This window comes from Saprospiraceae bacterium, assembly GCA_016712145.1.
GTDB lineage: Bacteria > Bacteroidota > Bacteroidia > Chitinophagales > Saprospiraceae > Vicinibacter.
Genome location: JADJRO010000003.1, coordinates 311,761 through 328,286, shown reverse-complemented (window position 1 = coordinate 328,286; position 16,526 = coordinate 311,761). Strand labels below are relative to the sequence as shown.

The 16,526-nt window shown below is 35.5% G+C and carries 16 protein-coding genes and 1 tRNA gene; 9 read left to right on the top strand and 8 right to left on the bottom strand.

What is annotated here, in order from left to right; genetic code table 11:
- Window positions 1-135: 135 nt before the first annotated feature.
- Together IPK91_13995 and IPK91_13990 are read right to left on the bottom strand one after the other, a co-directional pair.
- Window positions 136-1,977, bottom strand: coding sequence for a CHAT domain-containing protein (locus IPK91_13995; protein ID MBK8298357.1), 1,842 nt, complete (start codon window positions 1,975-1,977; stop codon window positions 136-138).
- Window position 1,978: 1 nt separating this feature from the next.
- On the bottom strand, window positions 1,979-3,355 hold the full coding sequence (locus IPK91_13990) for a tetratricopeptide repeat protein (GenBank protein MBK8298356.1): 1,377 nt from the start codon (window positions 3,353-3,355) through the stop codon (window positions 1,979-1,981).
- Window positions 3,356-3,601: 246 nt separating this feature from the next.
- On the opposite strand from IPK91_13990, the gene IPK91_13985 reads away from it, so the two are divergent.
- Window positions 3,602-4,144 (top strand): hypothetical protein, encoded by a 543-nt coding sequence (locus IPK91_13985; protein MBK8298355.1) that lies wholly within the window; start codon window positions 3,602-3,604, stop codon window positions 4,142-4,144.
- Window positions 4,145-4,186: 42 nt separating this feature from the next.
- Here IPK91_13985 and IPK91_13980 read toward each other — a convergent pair whose 3' ends face one another.
- The 5 genes from IPK91_13980 to IPK91_13960 form a co-directional block, all read right to left on the bottom strand.
- The gene (locus IPK91_13980) at window positions 4,187-4,483 is read right to left on the bottom strand and encodes a type II toxin-antitoxin system RelE/ParE family toxin (GenBank protein MBK8298354.1); all 297 of its coding nucleotides are present in this window, start codon (window positions 4,481-4,483) and stop codon (window positions 4,187-4,189) included.
- The gene (locus tag IPK91_13975; protein ID MBK8298353.1) at window positions 4,471-4,653 is read right to left on the bottom strand and encodes a hypothetical protein; all 183 of its coding nucleotides are present in this window, start codon (window positions 4,651-4,653) and stop codon (window positions 4,471-4,473) included. Before IPK91_13975 ends, IPK91_13980 begins: the two co-directional genes overlap by 13 nt.
- 514 nt (window positions 4,654-5,167) lie before the next feature.
- Window positions 5,168-5,238 (bottom strand) — tRNA-Gln (locus IPK91_13970).
- A 51-nt stretch (window positions 5,239-5,289) separates the two neighbouring features.
- Window positions 5,290-5,829: a hypoxanthine phosphoribosyltransferase gene (locus IPK91_13965; GenBank protein ID MBK8298352.1), complete on the bottom strand. Its 540-nt coding sequence runs from the start codon at window positions 5,827-5,829 to the stop codon at window positions 5,290-5,292.
- Window positions 5,822-7,231 carry a M28 family peptidase gene (locus tag IPK91_13960; GenBank protein ID MBK8298351.1) on the bottom strand — a complete coding sequence of 470 codons (1,410 nt, stop codon included), beginning with the start codon at window positions 7,229-7,231 and terminating at the stop codon, window positions 5,822-5,824. Before IPK91_13960 ends, IPK91_13965 begins: the two co-directional genes overlap by 8 nt.
- Before the next feature lie 112 nt (window positions 7,232-7,343).
- Between IPK91_13960 and IPK91_13955 the strand changes: the two genes are divergently transcribed.
- Window positions 7,344-8,411 carry a DUF3078 domain-containing protein gene (locus IPK91_13955; protein MBK8298350.1) on the top strand — a complete coding sequence of 356 codons (1,068 nt, stop codon included), beginning with the start codon at window positions 7,344-7,346 and terminating at the stop codon, window positions 8,409-8,411.
- 63 nt (window positions 8,412-8,474) lie between these two features.
- Here the strand turns inward: IPK91_13955 and IPK91_13950 are convergent, their stop codons facing one another.
- Window positions 8,475-9,161: a hypothetical protein gene (locus IPK91_13950; GenBank protein ID MBK8298349.1), complete on the bottom strand. Its 687-nt coding sequence runs from the start codon at window positions 9,159-9,161 to the stop codon at window positions 8,475-8,477.
- A 107-nt stretch (window positions 9,162-9,268) separates the two neighbouring features.
- Between IPK91_13950 and IPK91_13945 the strand changes: the two genes are divergently transcribed.
- Genes IPK91_13945 through IPK91_13915 form a run of 7 tightly spaced genes read left to right on the top strand, consistent with a single transcriptional unit; the run spans window position 9,269 to window position 16,512 of the window.
- A complete protein-coding gene (locus tag IPK91_13945; GenBank protein ID MBK8298348.1) occupies window positions 9,269-10,267 on the top strand; it encodes an AAA family ATPase in 999 nt (332 codons plus the stop codon).
- Window positions 10,267-11,589 (top strand): hypothetical protein, encoded by a 1,323-nt coding sequence (locus IPK91_13940; protein ID MBK8298347.1) that lies wholly within the window; start codon window positions 10,267-10,269, stop codon window positions 11,587-11,589. The genes IPK91_13945 and IPK91_13940 overlap by 1 nt, the downstream gene beginning before the upstream one ends.
- A gap of 1 nt (window position 11,590) precedes the next feature.
- Window positions 11,591-12,457 (top strand): DUF58 domain-containing protein, encoded by an 867-nt coding sequence (locus IPK91_13935; protein ID MBK8298346.1) that lies wholly within the window; start codon window positions 11,591-11,593, stop codon window positions 12,455-12,457.
- 1 nt (window position 12,458) lies between these two features.
- Entirely contained in the window at window positions 12,459-13,769 is a 1,311-nt protein-coding gene (locus IPK91_13930; GenBank protein MBK8298345.1) for a hypothetical protein, read from the top strand.
- Window positions 13,766-14,785, top strand: coding sequence for a VWA domain-containing protein (locus IPK91_13925; GenBank protein ID MBK8298344.1), 1,020 nt, complete (start codon window positions 13,766-13,768; stop codon window positions 14,783-14,785). Before IPK91_13930 ends, IPK91_13925 begins: the two co-directional genes overlap by 4 nt.
- On the top strand, window positions 14,778-15,773 hold the full coding sequence (locus IPK91_13920) for a VWA domain-containing protein (GenBank protein MBK8298343.1): 996 nt from the start codon (window positions 14,778-14,780) through the stop codon (window positions 15,771-15,773). The genes IPK91_13925 and IPK91_13920 overlap by 8 nt, the downstream gene beginning before the upstream one ends.
- Window positions 15,739-16,512 (top strand): tetratricopeptide repeat protein, encoded by a 774-nt coding sequence (locus tag IPK91_13915; GenBank protein MBK8298342.1) that lies wholly within the window; start codon window positions 15,739-15,741, stop codon window positions 16,510-16,512. The genes IPK91_13920 and IPK91_13915 overlap by 35 nt, the downstream gene beginning before the upstream one ends.
- The last annotated feature ends 14 nt before the right edge of the window (window positions 16,513-16,526 follow it).

The following is a 16,526-nucleotide window of genomic DNA, read 5'->3' as shown; positions in this document are numbered from 1 at the left end:
TGATCAAAACATGCTGCCAATTGCATCCTTTACGATATGGGTTGCAAGTAATTGTGATTGAAATGCCCTGCCGTTTTTAAAATTCTTGCATTCCAAGTTAAAAAATTGAATTTCAAACCATGTCAAAATATCATTTTACTCCAACAAGACAAATCCCGCCCATTTATAGGGTTCACCAAACTTTATTCTCATTTCCTGTTGTGCCAAGTTAAATGCTTCCGGTATGCTGTGTTTGTCTGTCAGCCAATGCTTGTAAAAACTTACCATGAATTCTTTTGTTTCAACATCTGGAATTTGCCACAAACTCATCATTAGATATTTTACACCTGCTATTTTAAATGCACGCTGTAAACCGTAAACGCCTTCGTGCCCTTTGATTTCTCCGAGGCCTGTTTCGCAAGCTGATAAAACAACCAATTCTGTGTTTGACAAATTCATTTGGCTGATTTCAAACGCAGTCAAAATCCCATCTTCTGTTCCGTTTTCTAAATTAGATTTATCCATCCAACTTGCATTCGCACCAGCCAGTATCAATCCTGAACGCAACATAGGATGATCCGAGATTTTGAATACGGGTTCGTTTGATTCGAACTCCCCTTTTGAATTTGAGGATGCTGCTTTTTTAGTTTCATCCATTGGGCTGACTTGCTCCATGTTTTTTACACTGTCGAGTGCCTTTTTTTCTCCGGAAGAACTTACTTGATCAGAAAAAAAATAACCATGGGTTGCAATATGCAAAATTCCTGGCGCTTTCATACTTCGACCAATACTTTTGAATGCTGCTTCCGATGCACTGGATCCTATAAATGTAGTTGCAGGAATTTTTGCCTTGCTCAGTATTTTTGAAATGCTTTCAACTTCCTTGAGAGTGCCAGGTAAGTAAGTCCAGTCTCGGTTTCCTTGTTGGCTTCTTTCGGCATACGAAAAACTAAGTTCATCGTGATGTGAACTAACAAACTCAGTTTGTTTTAACGCATCTATTGGCAGCGAGTTAGAAGAAACATAATCAATCCCACCAAACAAATAAGCATTTCCAGTCTTTTGTGCTTTTTGCGGCTCCCACTCAGCAATTACACGGGTGGTTCCCAGTCTAATCAAATCAAATTGGTCTGAAAGTATTTGTTTCTGATCTACTGTTATTGCTTCAAAATTTATATGATGCAATAATCCAGTTGGCGAATAATAAATTGTCTTCTTATTAGCTATTTCAGCAAGTAAAGGTTTCCAAATCAGCTCATACAATCCAGTTGGAGTAGAGACTCTCATTGGATTGGCTCCTCGACTTGCATACAAATTACTTATTGACTCAATCCGATTGGATGCAGCTAACAATTGTTGCAATTGGGATTCTTCAAAAAGAGGAATAAATACCGGCTGTTCCTTTTCCGGAGTCAGCACGAGGGCTGCATACATCACTCGATCTGCTCGATCCGGTCTGTATACATTAAATTTAACAAACTCAATGGAAACTTCATTGGGATGCAATTTTAATTTAATTTGATCTACAGCGATTTGTTGGAAATCAGTCTTGCTTCCTGCAATTAAAATAACCAGTTCCTTTTCAAGGATGCTGATGGATTCTTTCAAATTTGTTATCTGCGCTGCATCTTGTTCCTTTCTCCCTTTAGAATATTCTCTAAACAATTGCCGGTTTAATAAATTAAATGATTCGTATTTGCCGGCAAGCAAGGAATCATTTAATGCTAGATTTTTAACTCGTTTACTCGCAGTTAGAAAAAAACCCTTATGAAAGACGGCATCATGATAACAAACGGATTGCAAACGTTCAGCTTCTTGCGGGTGCTCATACAAAAGAGATAGGCATTGCTCCATATGTTTTAAAAATCGTCCATTGTATTGGAGCAATTCTGCTTCAGATAGATGCCTGGTTCCCAAAACAAGTAAACTTCTTTGAATAGTATCGGAACGCAGCATTAATTCTGAAGCATCTTCAAATCGACCGATTTTCCAATACAAGTTACTTAAATGGTTTAAAAATTGAAACAAAGTCTAAACTATTCTCTCCAAAAGTAGATTCAAACAAATTAATTCCTTCTTGATACAGTTGTTCAGCTTCACTAGTAAATCCCATCTTTTCCTTCAAAAGAGCCAAATTGGATAACCCTCTGATGTAATCCAAACTTCCTTTACTCTTGTTTTTCTTTTCAATAATTGCAAGGGAATTGGAATACAAAATTTGTGCAGAATCAAACCGATATAATCTCATATAAATATCGGCCAAATTGGCAATTGCGTTTGCATAATTCAAATTTTCAGTTCCTAATTTATCTTCAATAATCTTTTTACTTTCCAAAAAATACTGCATCGCTAATGGATAGTTATTTAACCCTTTATAGAGTATTCCCAAATTTCGAATGCAGCCTGCATATTGTGGATTTGCCTTACCGATTGCTTTTGAAATAATGCTTTCTGCCTGGAGCAAAAAGGGTTCTGCATTCTCCAATTGCCCAATTTCAGCTTTTAGGGTGCCGATGTTGATTAAAGAATTTGCATACGAAGTGGTTTCTGTTTCTTTGATTTGCTCTCGGATCTTTTTTGCAAGCAGATAATATTTTTCACTGGATTCATATCTGCCCATTTTTTTATACAAATTTCCAAGGTTATTGGAGGTCATACAGAAATCATTGGAATCCTCCTTTTTAATCATTTTAAAAATGGATAACACCTCTAAATAGATTTTTTCTGCTTCAAAGTAGCGACCCATATCCATATACATAGAAGCCTGATTATTTAAATTGGCGGCGTATTCCAAATTTAACTTTCCAAAAGCTGTTTCATGCAATTTTAAAGATTCTGTAAAATAGGCTTGTGCTAAATCATATCGATTCATTTCACTATATAAGTATGCCAGATTCTGGAGACTTGCTATGTACTTGCTGCTTCGATTCCCTAATTTGGATTCACGTATATTTTTCGCTTTCAAAAGCAACATTTCTGCTTCTTTAAATCGGCCCATATCCAAGTAGATCAATCCTAAATTATTTAATATGTTGCTGTAAAGCGGACTCTCAACTTCCATTGACTTTTCGACAATTTCTTTTGATAATAAATAGAAATTTTCAGCTTTACTCAACTTGCGCATAGAATAAAGAGTAGCTGCATGATTGTATATACAATCTACATATATACTATGAAACTTACCAAATGTTTCCAAAGCTTTGTTTTCTGCTAATTCAATGATTGCAATTGCCTGGTCAAATTTTCTGGTATTACTGAATGATTGGTTAAGTTCAATAAGGCTATCAATTTCTAAGCGAATCTTAAACGTATCGACTGTCTGTGCAAAATTTTGCAATGTTAAAAACAATAAAATACTACTTAGGAATTTATTCATAACACAATATTAAATAATTTATCTACAATGGCAGTTTTTGGGGTTAAAATAATGCGCTTGCCTCGTCTAGGAAGCATTTAATAATTCTTTAATTTTACATGATTAAGCCTACTAGCTACTATTTATGGTCAACCATGATATGAATCCAGCCAAAGGACGAATTTTCATACCAAGTCAAATAAAAATTGAAAATTGCTAAAATCATGCTATATTCGACTGTCTTTTTAAAATAAATGAATCCGGCATATGAAAACTTTTAAACTGCTTTTACCTGTTTTTATACTAGCAATCGGCTCTTCCTGCGACCAGGAAGAAACCAATGTCAATGGAACCAATGAATGTGATGCTGAAATTTTAGCTGACTGCTATGCTCATAACTGGCAAGAATTTTTAGTTTTGGATATGACGGTTGATGGTGCGGACTATAAAACAAGTTATGCTGTATCAGGATCCAAAAGTATTTTTATTTATAAAGCCACCTTAAACAACATTTGCGATAATTCCAAATTCATCGTTGACTTAAGTTCCAGCATTGACCCAACTGCAGGATATGAATTTATTGGGGATGTCTATATTGAAGGAGAACCTTTTAAAGTCAATTTAACAAATCTGGATGGCATTGTTGCCGGACATTTTTCAGAAGAATTAAAACGCGCTAACATTAAAAAAATTGAAATTAATAATACATTGATTCGTCTTAACAACCAAAGTGGCTTAAGCGATGAAGAATGGTTTAATCAAAATGTGGTTTATCATGGAATGACGTTGCGCTATCGAAATAAAAAATAATTCGGGGATATTCAAGGCAGGAAGCACAATGCATCCCTTTTTTTATAATTTTCTTGATCTGATGTCACGCGCTGAATGATGAATTAATAGTATATGAACGCATGAACTATTAATAACTCGATAAATGATTCGATAATTTCCTTCAACTAATTCTCTGATATCTGGTCTATTTAATTCAGGAACAGCTTTTCCTATCATAATATTCTTTTTTAAGATCTTAATTTTATTTTGAATTTTTATAAGTTGCAACTTTCCATACTTACTAGAGTCATATGAAATGTATGTATAAATTTCACTTAGATCTTGTTTTGCCGATTTAAGCCATTTTATTTGAACCACCCTTCTATTTCCTTATTTACCACTTCTTCATCTATCACCTGATCATTTTCAGATTCTGAAATCCTTAAATCAAGCTTTTCAAGAAAAATTAATTTTTCTATGAATTCTTCAATGGGAAACTGATCTGGCAAATGCTCTAATTCAGCAATTATTTTTTCCTTTCGAATCATTTCTAATAATTAAAAATTAAAAATACATATATTTTAACAATTAATGCTTGTAAAAGAATAAAAAATTGTACTTTATGACTGAAAATGCAAGTTCATTTTTTAGGGATCTCTAAAAACTCTTAAGACGAGACTTTCAATTTTTTTACGTCGTGTTTACTCCTGTCAATGAGAAGTTTAAAAAATTGATTACCTAATTATAAGATGTTTTTACAGGTTCCTGTTACTCCTATTTGGCTTATTAAGCTATTAAACTGTTAAGGTATTTAGCTTAATATCTTTATTTGTTTACTGGATTGATGACCCATAAGGATGCCGACGATCCAAGAATGTATCCTTTAAAATAAATAATTGTGCTTTGGATGTCGGCACGCAGACATGCTTTGCATCGTCTGCGTTCGAATTTTGTTGACCCATAAGGATGCCGACGATCCAAGCGGGCTTGCTCTTAAAATTATATTGTTTCTTTGGATGTCGGCACGCAGACATGCTTTGCATCGTCTGCGTTCGAATTTTGTTGACCCATAAGGATTCGAACCTTAACTGAATGAACCAAAATCACTAGTGCTACCGTTACACCATGGGTCAATTTCTAAACGGAGGGCAAAAATAAGCAGTTTTATTAAATTGGAAAGGCCTTTATTGGCTTTTTAAATGATAAATATCTTTTAATTCCCTTCCGCACTCATTGTAATCCATTCCAAATCCGACTACAAACTCAGGTCCAATCTCAAATCCAATGAAATTTAGTGGGATTGAATGCTTCATTTGACGGGGTTTGTACAATAATGTAGCGATCGCCAGCTGCTCCAGATTTTGAGCCATTAGAACTGTAGACAAATGCTTTAAGGTATTTCCAGTATCAACAATATCCTCTAAAATAAGCAAATTTTTACCCTTAAACTGGTTTAAAAATTCCCTGTCAAACTGAATTGCTCCACCTGAATGCATGCCTTGATATGACTTAACTTGCTGATAATGTGCATTGTAATTAAATTTTAATCGTGGCAAAATGGTATCGGCAAACATTTTAGCTCCGTCCAACAACACAAGAATTTCAAGTTGCTGTCCGGAATACGCTCTGTTGATTTGTTGGGCTAACTCATCAATTTTGTCAAGGATCCTGGCGTTGGGTATAAACAGCTGAAATTTTTTGTCAACTAATTGAATTTCAATCACCCAGCCCGTATTTATCCATCAAATAAACCAAACTGGCCATGGCAGCTGAACCCAAAGCCAATTCACGGGGATGTACTGCTTCGATTCGATCAATTTCAGTATGGTGGTAATCAAAATAGCGCTGAGAGTCCGGTCTTAAGCCAAGTAACAAGCCTTTTTGACTTTTTAATTGGCCAACATCGGCACCGGAACCGCCTCTTTGAAGTTTGAGTTCGAATTTTGACAACAAGTCCTTCCACTTCATTAAGGCTTTTTCATATTTAACCATGACGGTAGAATCTGCATCATAACTAAATCCATGCGGCGTAAATCCGCCAGCATCTGACTCGATTGCTGCTAAATGAAACTCTTTATTATCGTTTGAAACTTGTGCATAGGTTCGCGCTCCTGCCAAGCCATTTTCTTCATTTTGAAATAAAACACAGCGAATGGTTCGTTTGGGTTGGTATCCCAATTTTCTAAATAAATGAAGTACTTCCATCGAATGAACACAACCGGCTCCGTCATCATGGGCTCCTCCACCGACATCCCAGGAATCCAAATGACCTCCAACTACAATAATTTCCTCCGGTTTTACACTCCCTTTAATTTCACCAATCACGCTGTAACTTTGTTTTGGGCCTCTTTGCTCACAATTCGTTTTGATATAAATTAGAGTTGGACTTACAGCAAGCCATTGACTCAATAAATCTGCATCTCTGGTGGAAATAGCCAATGATGGAATCGCCTCCACGCCTTCATCAAAAATGCTGGTTCCAGTATGTGGAACGTCATCTCTGCGACCGGTCATGGATCGAACCAAACATGCTTTTGCTCCAAATTTAGCAACCGCATTGGGTCCGAAAACCCGTTGATCTACACAAGAGCCATAACTGGTAAATGTATGAAAATCGGCATCGTGAAACGCCCGGTTGAAAAACACAATTTTACCTTTTAGGGCGTCTCCCAATTTTTTAACTTCTTCAATGGTTTTTACCTCAATGACATCTCCTGACATTCCGACTTCAGGAGTTCCGGCAGAATTACCCAAAGCCAAAGCATGTATTTTTTTGGTACCCACTAAAGGGTGATTAATAACTTCTACGACTTCCGGAGTTCCCCGGTACCAATAATTAATAGTACAAGGCTGCTTCCAAACTTTCGTACAACCAATACTGTCTAAAATTTGATGCGTAAATTCAATGGCTGCCATATTTTGAGGCGATCCTGCTATGCGGTGCCCAATCGTTTCAGATAAATAATACAACCATTTATAAGCAATCTGCTCCTCAAGTGCCTGATTATATATTTTTTTGATGAATAAAGAATCTTCTCTATTATTTTGCGCTTTAACAGAAAAGCAAATCACTGAATTACAAATGAACACTAAACAAACAGCACTTTTAATATTAAACCGAAGCATGGATTCTTTGTTTTATAATTTATGAATACGTTTACAAATTGCTAATTTGTTCCAAAATTACAAGAATCCGTTTACATTCATTCATTTAGTCATCAAATCGAATCAAATTCTTATGAAATTCAATGCGCCTATTTTAGTTATGATCTTTATTGTCATTTTTTCAAGTCAAATGACATCCTATGCCCAAACCGGCGAACAAAATGCTGAACAGGAAAAAAAACGAATGGAAAAAATGCAAGAATCCATGAAAATGGAAGTTGCTGATGGTTGGAATCAGAAAGCTGGCATTGGATTGGACCTGGGTCAATTACTCAACATCAACCCATACGTAGGATCTGGTTCAAACCGTCTGGGATTGGGTGGTGCCGTGAACTATAAATTTCAATATAAAAAATCAAAATTCACTTGGTCTAATGACCTGTTGTTTAGTTTATCTACCCAACGCATCGGATCGGGAACCATTGCTTCAGGTTCAAATGATAAATTGCCCTTTGAAAAAGCACTGGATCTATTAACATTCAACAGCAATTTTGCCTATCAAGTCCGTGAGGCTTCACCCTGGGCATATTCTTTTGATTTGGGCTTGCGTACCCAAGTACTTTCTTCGCATCAAGATTCTGCAAGCAGTAAAATTTATTTAAAAGAATTGCATGTGAATCCATACAACACAAATTTAGTCTCCAAGCTATTTTCTCCTGCCTTAATTACCTTGGCACCAGGAGTTAAATACACGCATGGAAAAAAATATTATGCTTTTCTTTCTCCTGTTGCCGGACAAATTCTATTCGTAAGCGATCAAAATATTGCCAATCTAGGAATTCATGGAACCAAACTAAAGGATGGTAGTACCAATGAATACAAAACTTCCAAATTTGCTTTGGGTGCATTGGCTAAAGGTGGATACAGCAATACGTATTTTGAAAAATTAAATTTCAACACAGAACTTTCTTTGTTTTCAGATTATTTGGATAAACCACAAAACATCGATGTGGTCTGGACCAATAGCATTGGCATTGAATTATTCAAAGGACTCAATCTGAGCCTTCGCGGAGACCTCTATTACGATGATGACAAACGAAACAGCATCAGCGATTCCAATGCAGTCGGCGGCTTCAAAGGCATAGGTAAACGGGTAAATTTTATTGAGCAGCTGTTGATTGGATATACGAGAAATTTTTAAAGTAAGTAGCTATTTAGCTGTTAAGCTTATTAACTTGTTAACTTATTAGCTTATTAGCTCAATTTACATTTTTTCAAATTCAAAAGCTGCTTCCGCATTTTTAATTTGAATTTTATTATAAAATTTAAACAAATCTTTATTGAGACGCCGCAACCAATTTTTTACATTCTTTTGAATGTGATCAGATGATGATATCCGAGTTAAATTTGATTTGAAATTATTTTCATTGATGAATGGAAACCCATGCTCCAATAATACCCCATCCGAAGTCTGAAACATCCAAACTTCCGATCCCCCATTTGGGCTGGTGGTTTTAATTAATATAAATAAGCTGTCCGGATTGATTTTTTGTTGATTTTCAAGAATCAATGAATCATTCAGAAAATAATTTCCCTGAAAGCGACTTTTTTTCAAATCCGCTAAATCTTTGTCATAACAAAAGGCATACGGATTAAATCGATAATAGTTTTTAAAGGCTTTAATAAATGCTTTATTAAATTGATCCCGGCTTGTTTTTATTTCAGCAATGGTTTCGGCTATTTTTTGTTTACATTTGGCATTGCAATCGGACGCGTTTGCTGCTTTTTCATAATGGAGTAGCTTGTTTTGATTGGATTCCAGACAAACCAATAGTGTTGAATTTTTTAACTGAAGGATGCTGGACCCATCCCTGTATATGATCCCTTTGTCCTGTGCACATATCGATACCAGTCCTAATATGTTAATTAAATAATAAAAGCCCCATTTCATATAATCAGATTCTCTATTTTTTACGTTTTTAGCCTTGCTTTTGCATTCTATACAATAAGAACGCAAAAATCAACAATTCATAGTCTTTAATTTTATATTTTTTACTTATGTCGCAATATCTTGATATTGAATCCCTCAATCAACAGATTGGTATTGAAAGTGCCTTTTTGGATAAACTCATTGAGCAACAAAAACGCATTGTGGTTGGTCAAAAACATATGATTGACCGGATGATTCTTGGTTTACTTACCAACGGTCATATTCTGTTAGAAGGTTTGCCCGGATTAGCTAAAACGTTGGCTATCAAAACTTTGGCACAATCTATTGATGCAAGTTTTAATAGAATTCAATTTACTCCGGATTTGTTACCTGCCGACATCATAGGTACTTTGATTTACAATCCCGCGAATCAGAATTTCTCTGTCAGAAAAGGTCCCATTTTTGCCAATTTTATTTTAGCAGATGAGATCAATCGGGCTCCAGCCAAGGTCCAATCCGCTTTGTTGGAGGCCATGCAAGAAAAGCAGGTCACCATTGGAAAAGAAAGTTTTAAGTTAGAAGAACCCTTTTTGGTTTTGGCTACCCAAAATCCAATCGAACAAGAAGGAACCTACCCATTACCGGAAGCACAAACCGATCGTTTTATGATGAAAGTACTCATTGATTATCCCACACAAGATGAAGAACGGGAAATCATGCGTCGCAATCTCAACAAACAGATTGATGAAAAAATTGAACCCATCATTCATCCAAACGATATTTTGAAAGCACGGACCGCGGTTTCAAAAATTTATATGGATGAACGCATCGAAAAATATATTATTAATCTTGTCTTTGCCACCAGAAGGCCAGAACAATTTAAATTGAAAGAAATTACTCAATGGATTCAATATGGTGCATCTCCACGTGCCAGTATATTTATGGCACTTGCTAGCAAAGCACATGCATTTATGCAACATCGTGGTTTTGTAATTCCAGACGACATTCAAAATGTGTGTCGTGATATTTTAAGACATCGGATCGGATTAAGTTATGAAGCGGAAGCAGAAAATATCAATCAAGATGAAATTATTTCACGCATTTTATCAAAGGTTGAAGTTCCTTAATGCATAAATTACTCTGCATATTATTTTCGCTTTTTACGTTTGGTGTGAGTTTCACTCAAACGGTCAGTTATTCATTAAAAATTCAGGAACTGATGGATTTGTTTGGCCAAAATCATCAGGGGATATGGGTCCAACAATATTCAGGAATTTCAAAGAATGGGGATGCTTACATTTTTAGTTTAGGGCATAATGGACGTGAATACCGTGCCATCCTTCAAAACCTTCAGACAAACATTCACTGGACCGCTGAAGGAGCGTATCATTTTGAAAACATTAAATTGGTATTGATTGACAGTACCCTGGATCATGTTGGATTTCTTTTGGGAACGGTCATGCCAAATGGAATTCTTCTCCAAATTCTGGATCACAATAAAGAAAAAGGAGAATATATAGAATTTCAAAAAATGAGTCGTGAGGGTTTTAAAATTTTTGATTGTCCGTCTGAGGTTTGGTATCAATCCTACCATGGTATTATGGATCGCAATCCCATTTTTGTCCAGCTGAAGAAAGAAAATGATCAACGGATTTTAGGCAGCATCAGTTTGCCGGATAAATTGAGTGGCTATTTAATTGCAGGAACCTGCGATGACATTGTCTGTGAAAAAATGGTATTGACTGTACATGATTATTATGGCGAACGTTATAAAGAATTGCAAACAAGTATTCTGAATCCAAATCAAATTCAGGTAGAAGAAAACTTTAAAGATAAATACAAGCTTACTGAAATTTGGAATGCAGAATCTAAATTTCGCTTCAAGTGTAAAAATCAAAGTTATCCGGGAATTCGATTGCATGCGGAATATATCCAGATTAATGATCGGGAATTTGATAACTGGCTCGATGATTTTATTCAAAAATGGACAGAGCAAGTGGTTTCGTTTTATCAAACCGGTCCCATCCGGGGTTTAAAATCTGCAAATGCATCTATGGATATTGATTGGATCAGTTCGGATTGGGTTTGTGGTATTTTTCGATTTACAGAACCCTGGACAGATGCTGAACGAAGTTTGTCTTTCAATTTTGACCGGAAACTCAATCGAATTGTCAGTATTGAAGAATTATTTGACAAAGAATTTGATTACAAAGCATATTTCGCAGAATACATCAGCTGGAAAAAGAAAGAAATGATGTCTATCAATTCTTCAGGACGATTTAAAATGTACATGGATCAGGAATTTTTTAGCCCCTGGACCTTGCGACCTGAAGGATTTTGTTTTACCTCCGAATGGAATTCTATCTATGGAATCCGGAAAATAATAGTGCCCTATGCGTTGTTGCAAGAGCACATCCGAAAAACAGGCCCTTTAAGAAAGTTGTATTGATATGGAGACGCAGGACATTCTTAAAAAAGTCAGACAAATAGAAATAAAAACCAAAGGACTGAGTCATCACTTGTTCTCTGGTGCTTATCACAGTACGTTTAAAGGACGTGGCATGTCCTTTTCTGAAGTACGTGAATATCAATTTGGTGATGACATCCGCCACATCGATTGGAATGTTACAGCACGTTCCGGTCAAACACAAATTAAAGTTTTTGAAGAAGAACGCGAATTGACCCTGATGCTTTTGGTTGATATCAGCCGTTCAACGTTGTTTGGATCACTGGATCAAACCAAGATGCAATGGATGACTGAAATCAGTGCAGTACTGGCATTTTCAGCAACTCAAAATCATGATAAAGTTGGAATGATTTTATTTAGTGACAAAATTCATCTATACGTTCCCCCGAAAAAAGGGAAACAACATATACTTCGAATGATTCGTGAACTTTTAGTGTTGCGACCAGATTCAGGTAAAACCCGATTTGACATTCCCCTGCAATATTTAAATCGAGTTCAGACTAAAAAAAATATTTGCTTTCTGATTTCTGACTTTCATGATCCCGTACATGAGGCCAGTTTAAAAATTGTATCCCGGAGACACGATGTCATTGGATTACAAATTTTGGATCCCTTGGAAAAAAAATGGTCAGACATTGGACTAATTCAATTAAAAGATGCAGAGTCTGGTGATGAGATCCTGATAGACACTTCTGATAAAAATTGGCTCAAAACATTTGAAGAAGAACAGAAACTTCAATCAATAAAAACCAAGCAATTATTTAATCGCGCAAATGCCGATTTTCTAACTTTAGATATTCAGGACTCCTATATAAAAACACTTTTAAATTTTTTCAAAAAAAGAACTTGATTTGAAATTTAGCAATTGGATCGGATGGTGTTTATTGCTTTGCCTGCAATCCTATGTGCAAGCTCAAAGTGTATTTCAGCAAAAGCTTGATTCAACTGCGATGCTGATAGGAGACCAACAGCATCTTAGTTTAATTACAGATCAAGCTACTTTAGGAGACAAAGCTTTTGAATTTTTAGATACCTTAACTTGGTTTCAAGTATTGGACAAAGGAAGTTGGCAGCAAAAAGATAAACTTTTCGAACGCCGTATTTTATTTACTGTTTTTGATAGTGGCTCTTATCGCATTCCTGTATTATTTGGTCCAGGAATTCCTGACAGCAGCGGGTATGCTGGAAATCCCTTGTATCTCTATGTTAATAACCCATCCGACAGTTTAGCAGTGCTTCGTCCGATAAAAGATATTGAACAGACAGACAATCCCAATCGATTGTTGTATTTAATCGTGTTTGGTTCGTTGATTTTAATTGGAATGCTGTTTGTGCTTTGGCATTTTTTTAGAGCAGATCGTATGAAGCCAATAAATTTTCAGCTGGTGCCTGAAAAAAAGGTTTGGGAAAAATCATTGGATGCATTATATCAATTGAAGGAACAAAAGTTGTGGCAACAAAATAAAGTTAAGGAATATTATGACGAATTAAATCATATATTGAGAGACTACCTTGCAAATGGACTTAAATTGCCTGCATTAGAATCCACCTCCTCTGAGATTATTGATTCTATTTCAAATTCTGAATTGGTTTTAGATCAAAAAGATGAATTAAAAAAATGCTTTATACAAAGCGATTATGTAAAATTTGCAAATGCAATGCCTGATTTTACAGCTAATGAGCATTGGATGGAATTTGCCTTTACATTTATTAGAAACAACAAGGAATTATCTGAACGAATATTAGAAGAAAAGCGAGTTCATTGGATTGCCCTCATGGGTGAACGTGAAGCTTCTCAATTTGAATACCCCTATGAAAATGTTCCAGATGCATTTATTCAAACCTACAGCTCCGTGCGAATGGGTAAACTGGAATTAATTCAAAATCTTTTAATAAAACACCAATTTGAAATTCCTGAAGATTGGCTGAAATTACATTTAAGAGAATCGGGGACTTTTAATAGATGGCATCACAGTCTTTTAAATATTTCCAATTCTAAAATACTACAGATTCTGTTATTACTTTTTGTCTTACCTTTTATAAGTTTATTTTTACCCTTTTTGATATTAATAGGTATTTGGAAAAAAGAAGCTATTTTTTCCAGAGGGATTTTCGCACTTTCACCAAATAACAAACTTATTTTAATCAAAGAAGTTAAATGAGTTGGATTGGATTGGATCGGTTAGAATGGGAATCCCCATGGATGTTTTTGCTGTTACTGGCCTTGCCATGGATCTGGTATTTTTTATTTAAAAACTCGGAACGGACAACCAATGCGTTACAATACCCTAGTTTAAATCGAATCAAAAGACAAAGCAATTGGAAGATAAAATACTATCAATTTTTAAACTATTTTCGACTGTTGGCCATCGCCTTGTTTATTTTGGCTTTAGCCAGACCTCGCTGGGTGTTGAAAGAAGAAAAAATTAATGCAGAAGGCATTGCGATTTTTCTTGCTATGGATTTATCCTCCAGTATGTTAAGTCAGGATTTTGATCCCAATCGTTTAGAAGTTAGTAAGCTCGTAGCAATGGATTTTATTTCAAAAAGACCTTATGATCGCATCGGCTTAACCGCATTTTCAGGAGAGGGCTTTACTCAATGTCCTTTAACAACGGATCACGAAGCCTTAAATGGATTATTAGCTGAACTCAAATGCGGATTTCTGGAAGATGGAACAGCTATCGGGATGGGATTGGCTTCAGCAATAAATCGCTTGAAAGAAGATTCAGCTAAAAGTAAAATAATTATATTACTAACCGATGGAGTAAACAATGCAGGTGAAATTTCACCTCAATTAGCAGCAGAGCTTGCAAAGACCTATCAAATAAAAATTTATTCGATTGGAGTGGGGACTGTCGGAGAAGCGTATTCACCAATTGGTCGAAGTCAACATGGAGAATATGTATTTGGAATGGCTCCTGTGACCATTGATGAGGGCTTGCTCCATCAAATTTCAACAGCTACAGGTGGCAAATATTACCGAGCAGTTAACGTTGAAAAATTAAAAGAAATTTATACAGAAATTGATCGACTTGAAAAAACAAAAATAGAAGTGCGGTATGTTAAACGATATGAAGAAGAATTTCGATTCTTTTTATTAGCAGGTTTAATAATCTTATGCATAGAGTGGCTTTTAAAATTTACTAAACTGAAAATTCTATCTGAATATGTTTAGATTGGAATCAGGATATTATTTATTACTGCTGCTGGCAATACCGGTATTTTATTTGCTATTCCTTAACTACAAGAAATTACTAGAAAATTCCTGGAGTAAACTTGGAAATGCAGATACTTTGAAACAATCCATGCTAGGTTCTGGAAGACTTTTTAAACGCAAATTCATTTTATTTAATTTAGTAATTTTATTTTCAGTAGTAAGTTTGACCAATCCGCAATTTGGAAAGAAAAAAGAAAAAGTAAAATCACAAAATGTAGATGTATTTCTGGCATTGGATGTTTCTACAAGTATGTTGTGTTCTGATATTAAACCTGATCGGTTGGCGCGTGCTCAAGTATGGATTAAACAATTTTTGGATCGTTTTAAAAGTGAGCGCATTGGATTTATTTCATTTGCCGGCAGTGCTTATTTAAATTCACCTCTTACTACTGATTTGGCTACCATTCAATTAATGAGCTCGATGGCCGGACCCAAAAATATCGGAACACAGGGAACTGCAATCTCTGATGCCATTGAACTGGCTATAAAATCATTTGGAGAGGAACAAGGTTTTCATCGAATCCTTATCATCCTGACAGATGGAGAAGATCATGAGGGCGAGGCGATCGAATCAGCAAAAAAAACTGCACAAAAAGGAATTAGCGTAATCACAATTCCTGTAGGGACAGAACAAGGTGGCCCTATGCCTGTTTTTGGAAATGCAGGAGAAAACTACCGGACGGATGAATCCGGTCAACTTATTATTACTAAACCCAATCGAAAACTGCTGGAAGAAATTGCAACAGCAGGACAAGGTGAATTGTTGGAATTAGAAAACAGCGAATATGGATTTAACCAACTAAAAAATCGCTTTGCTCAATTAGCTAAGAAAGAACTAACCTATCAATCTTTTAGTACGTATCAATCTTATTTTCAATACATTTTGTTTTTGGCATTGGCTGTATTAATTTTTGAAACGCTTACAATCAGGAGGAAAAATGGTTAAAAACATAGTACCTATTTTCATTTTTGCCAGCTTTCAAATCGTGATCCATGCGCAGGATCCTAAAATATTTGCATTAAAAGGAGATAAATTTTTCAGAGATTCAGCTTTTATGGAAGCCGAAGAATCCTACAGAAAAGCCAATGAACTTAGGCCAGAATTTAAATATCAATACAACATTGGCAACAGTTTATACAATCAAGGCCGCACAAAAGAAGCAGCTGATTATTACGAAAAAAGTATTAGTTCATCGAATTCAGAAGCTATTAAATCAAAAGCCTATTACAATTTAGGTAATTCGTATTTTAATCAAAAACAATACGATAAAAGCATTGAAGCTTACAAAGAATCCCTGAAGCGAAACCCGAATGACTTAGAAGCAAAAAATAATCTGGTGTTGGCTAAAAAACAATTGCAAGTTCAACAACAACAGCAGCAACAGCAACAGCAACAACAACAACAACAGCAGCAACAAGAAAATCAAGAACAAAAAGACAAACAAGAACAACAAAAGCAAGATCAGGCTAAAAAGCAGGAACAAAAAAATTCAAAAAATGAACAATCTGAAAACAAGAATGAAAAACCTGAAGAAAAGGATCCATCCAGCGGTGAAGAACCAAAGGAAATGAGCAAAGATCAGGCTGAACAATTACTGCGGATGGTAGATGATCAGGATAAAAAAATAAGGGAGCGAATTCAAAAAATGCAAAGTAAATCTCGTAAACGCGTTAAAGATTGGTAAACTTTAAATTTCAA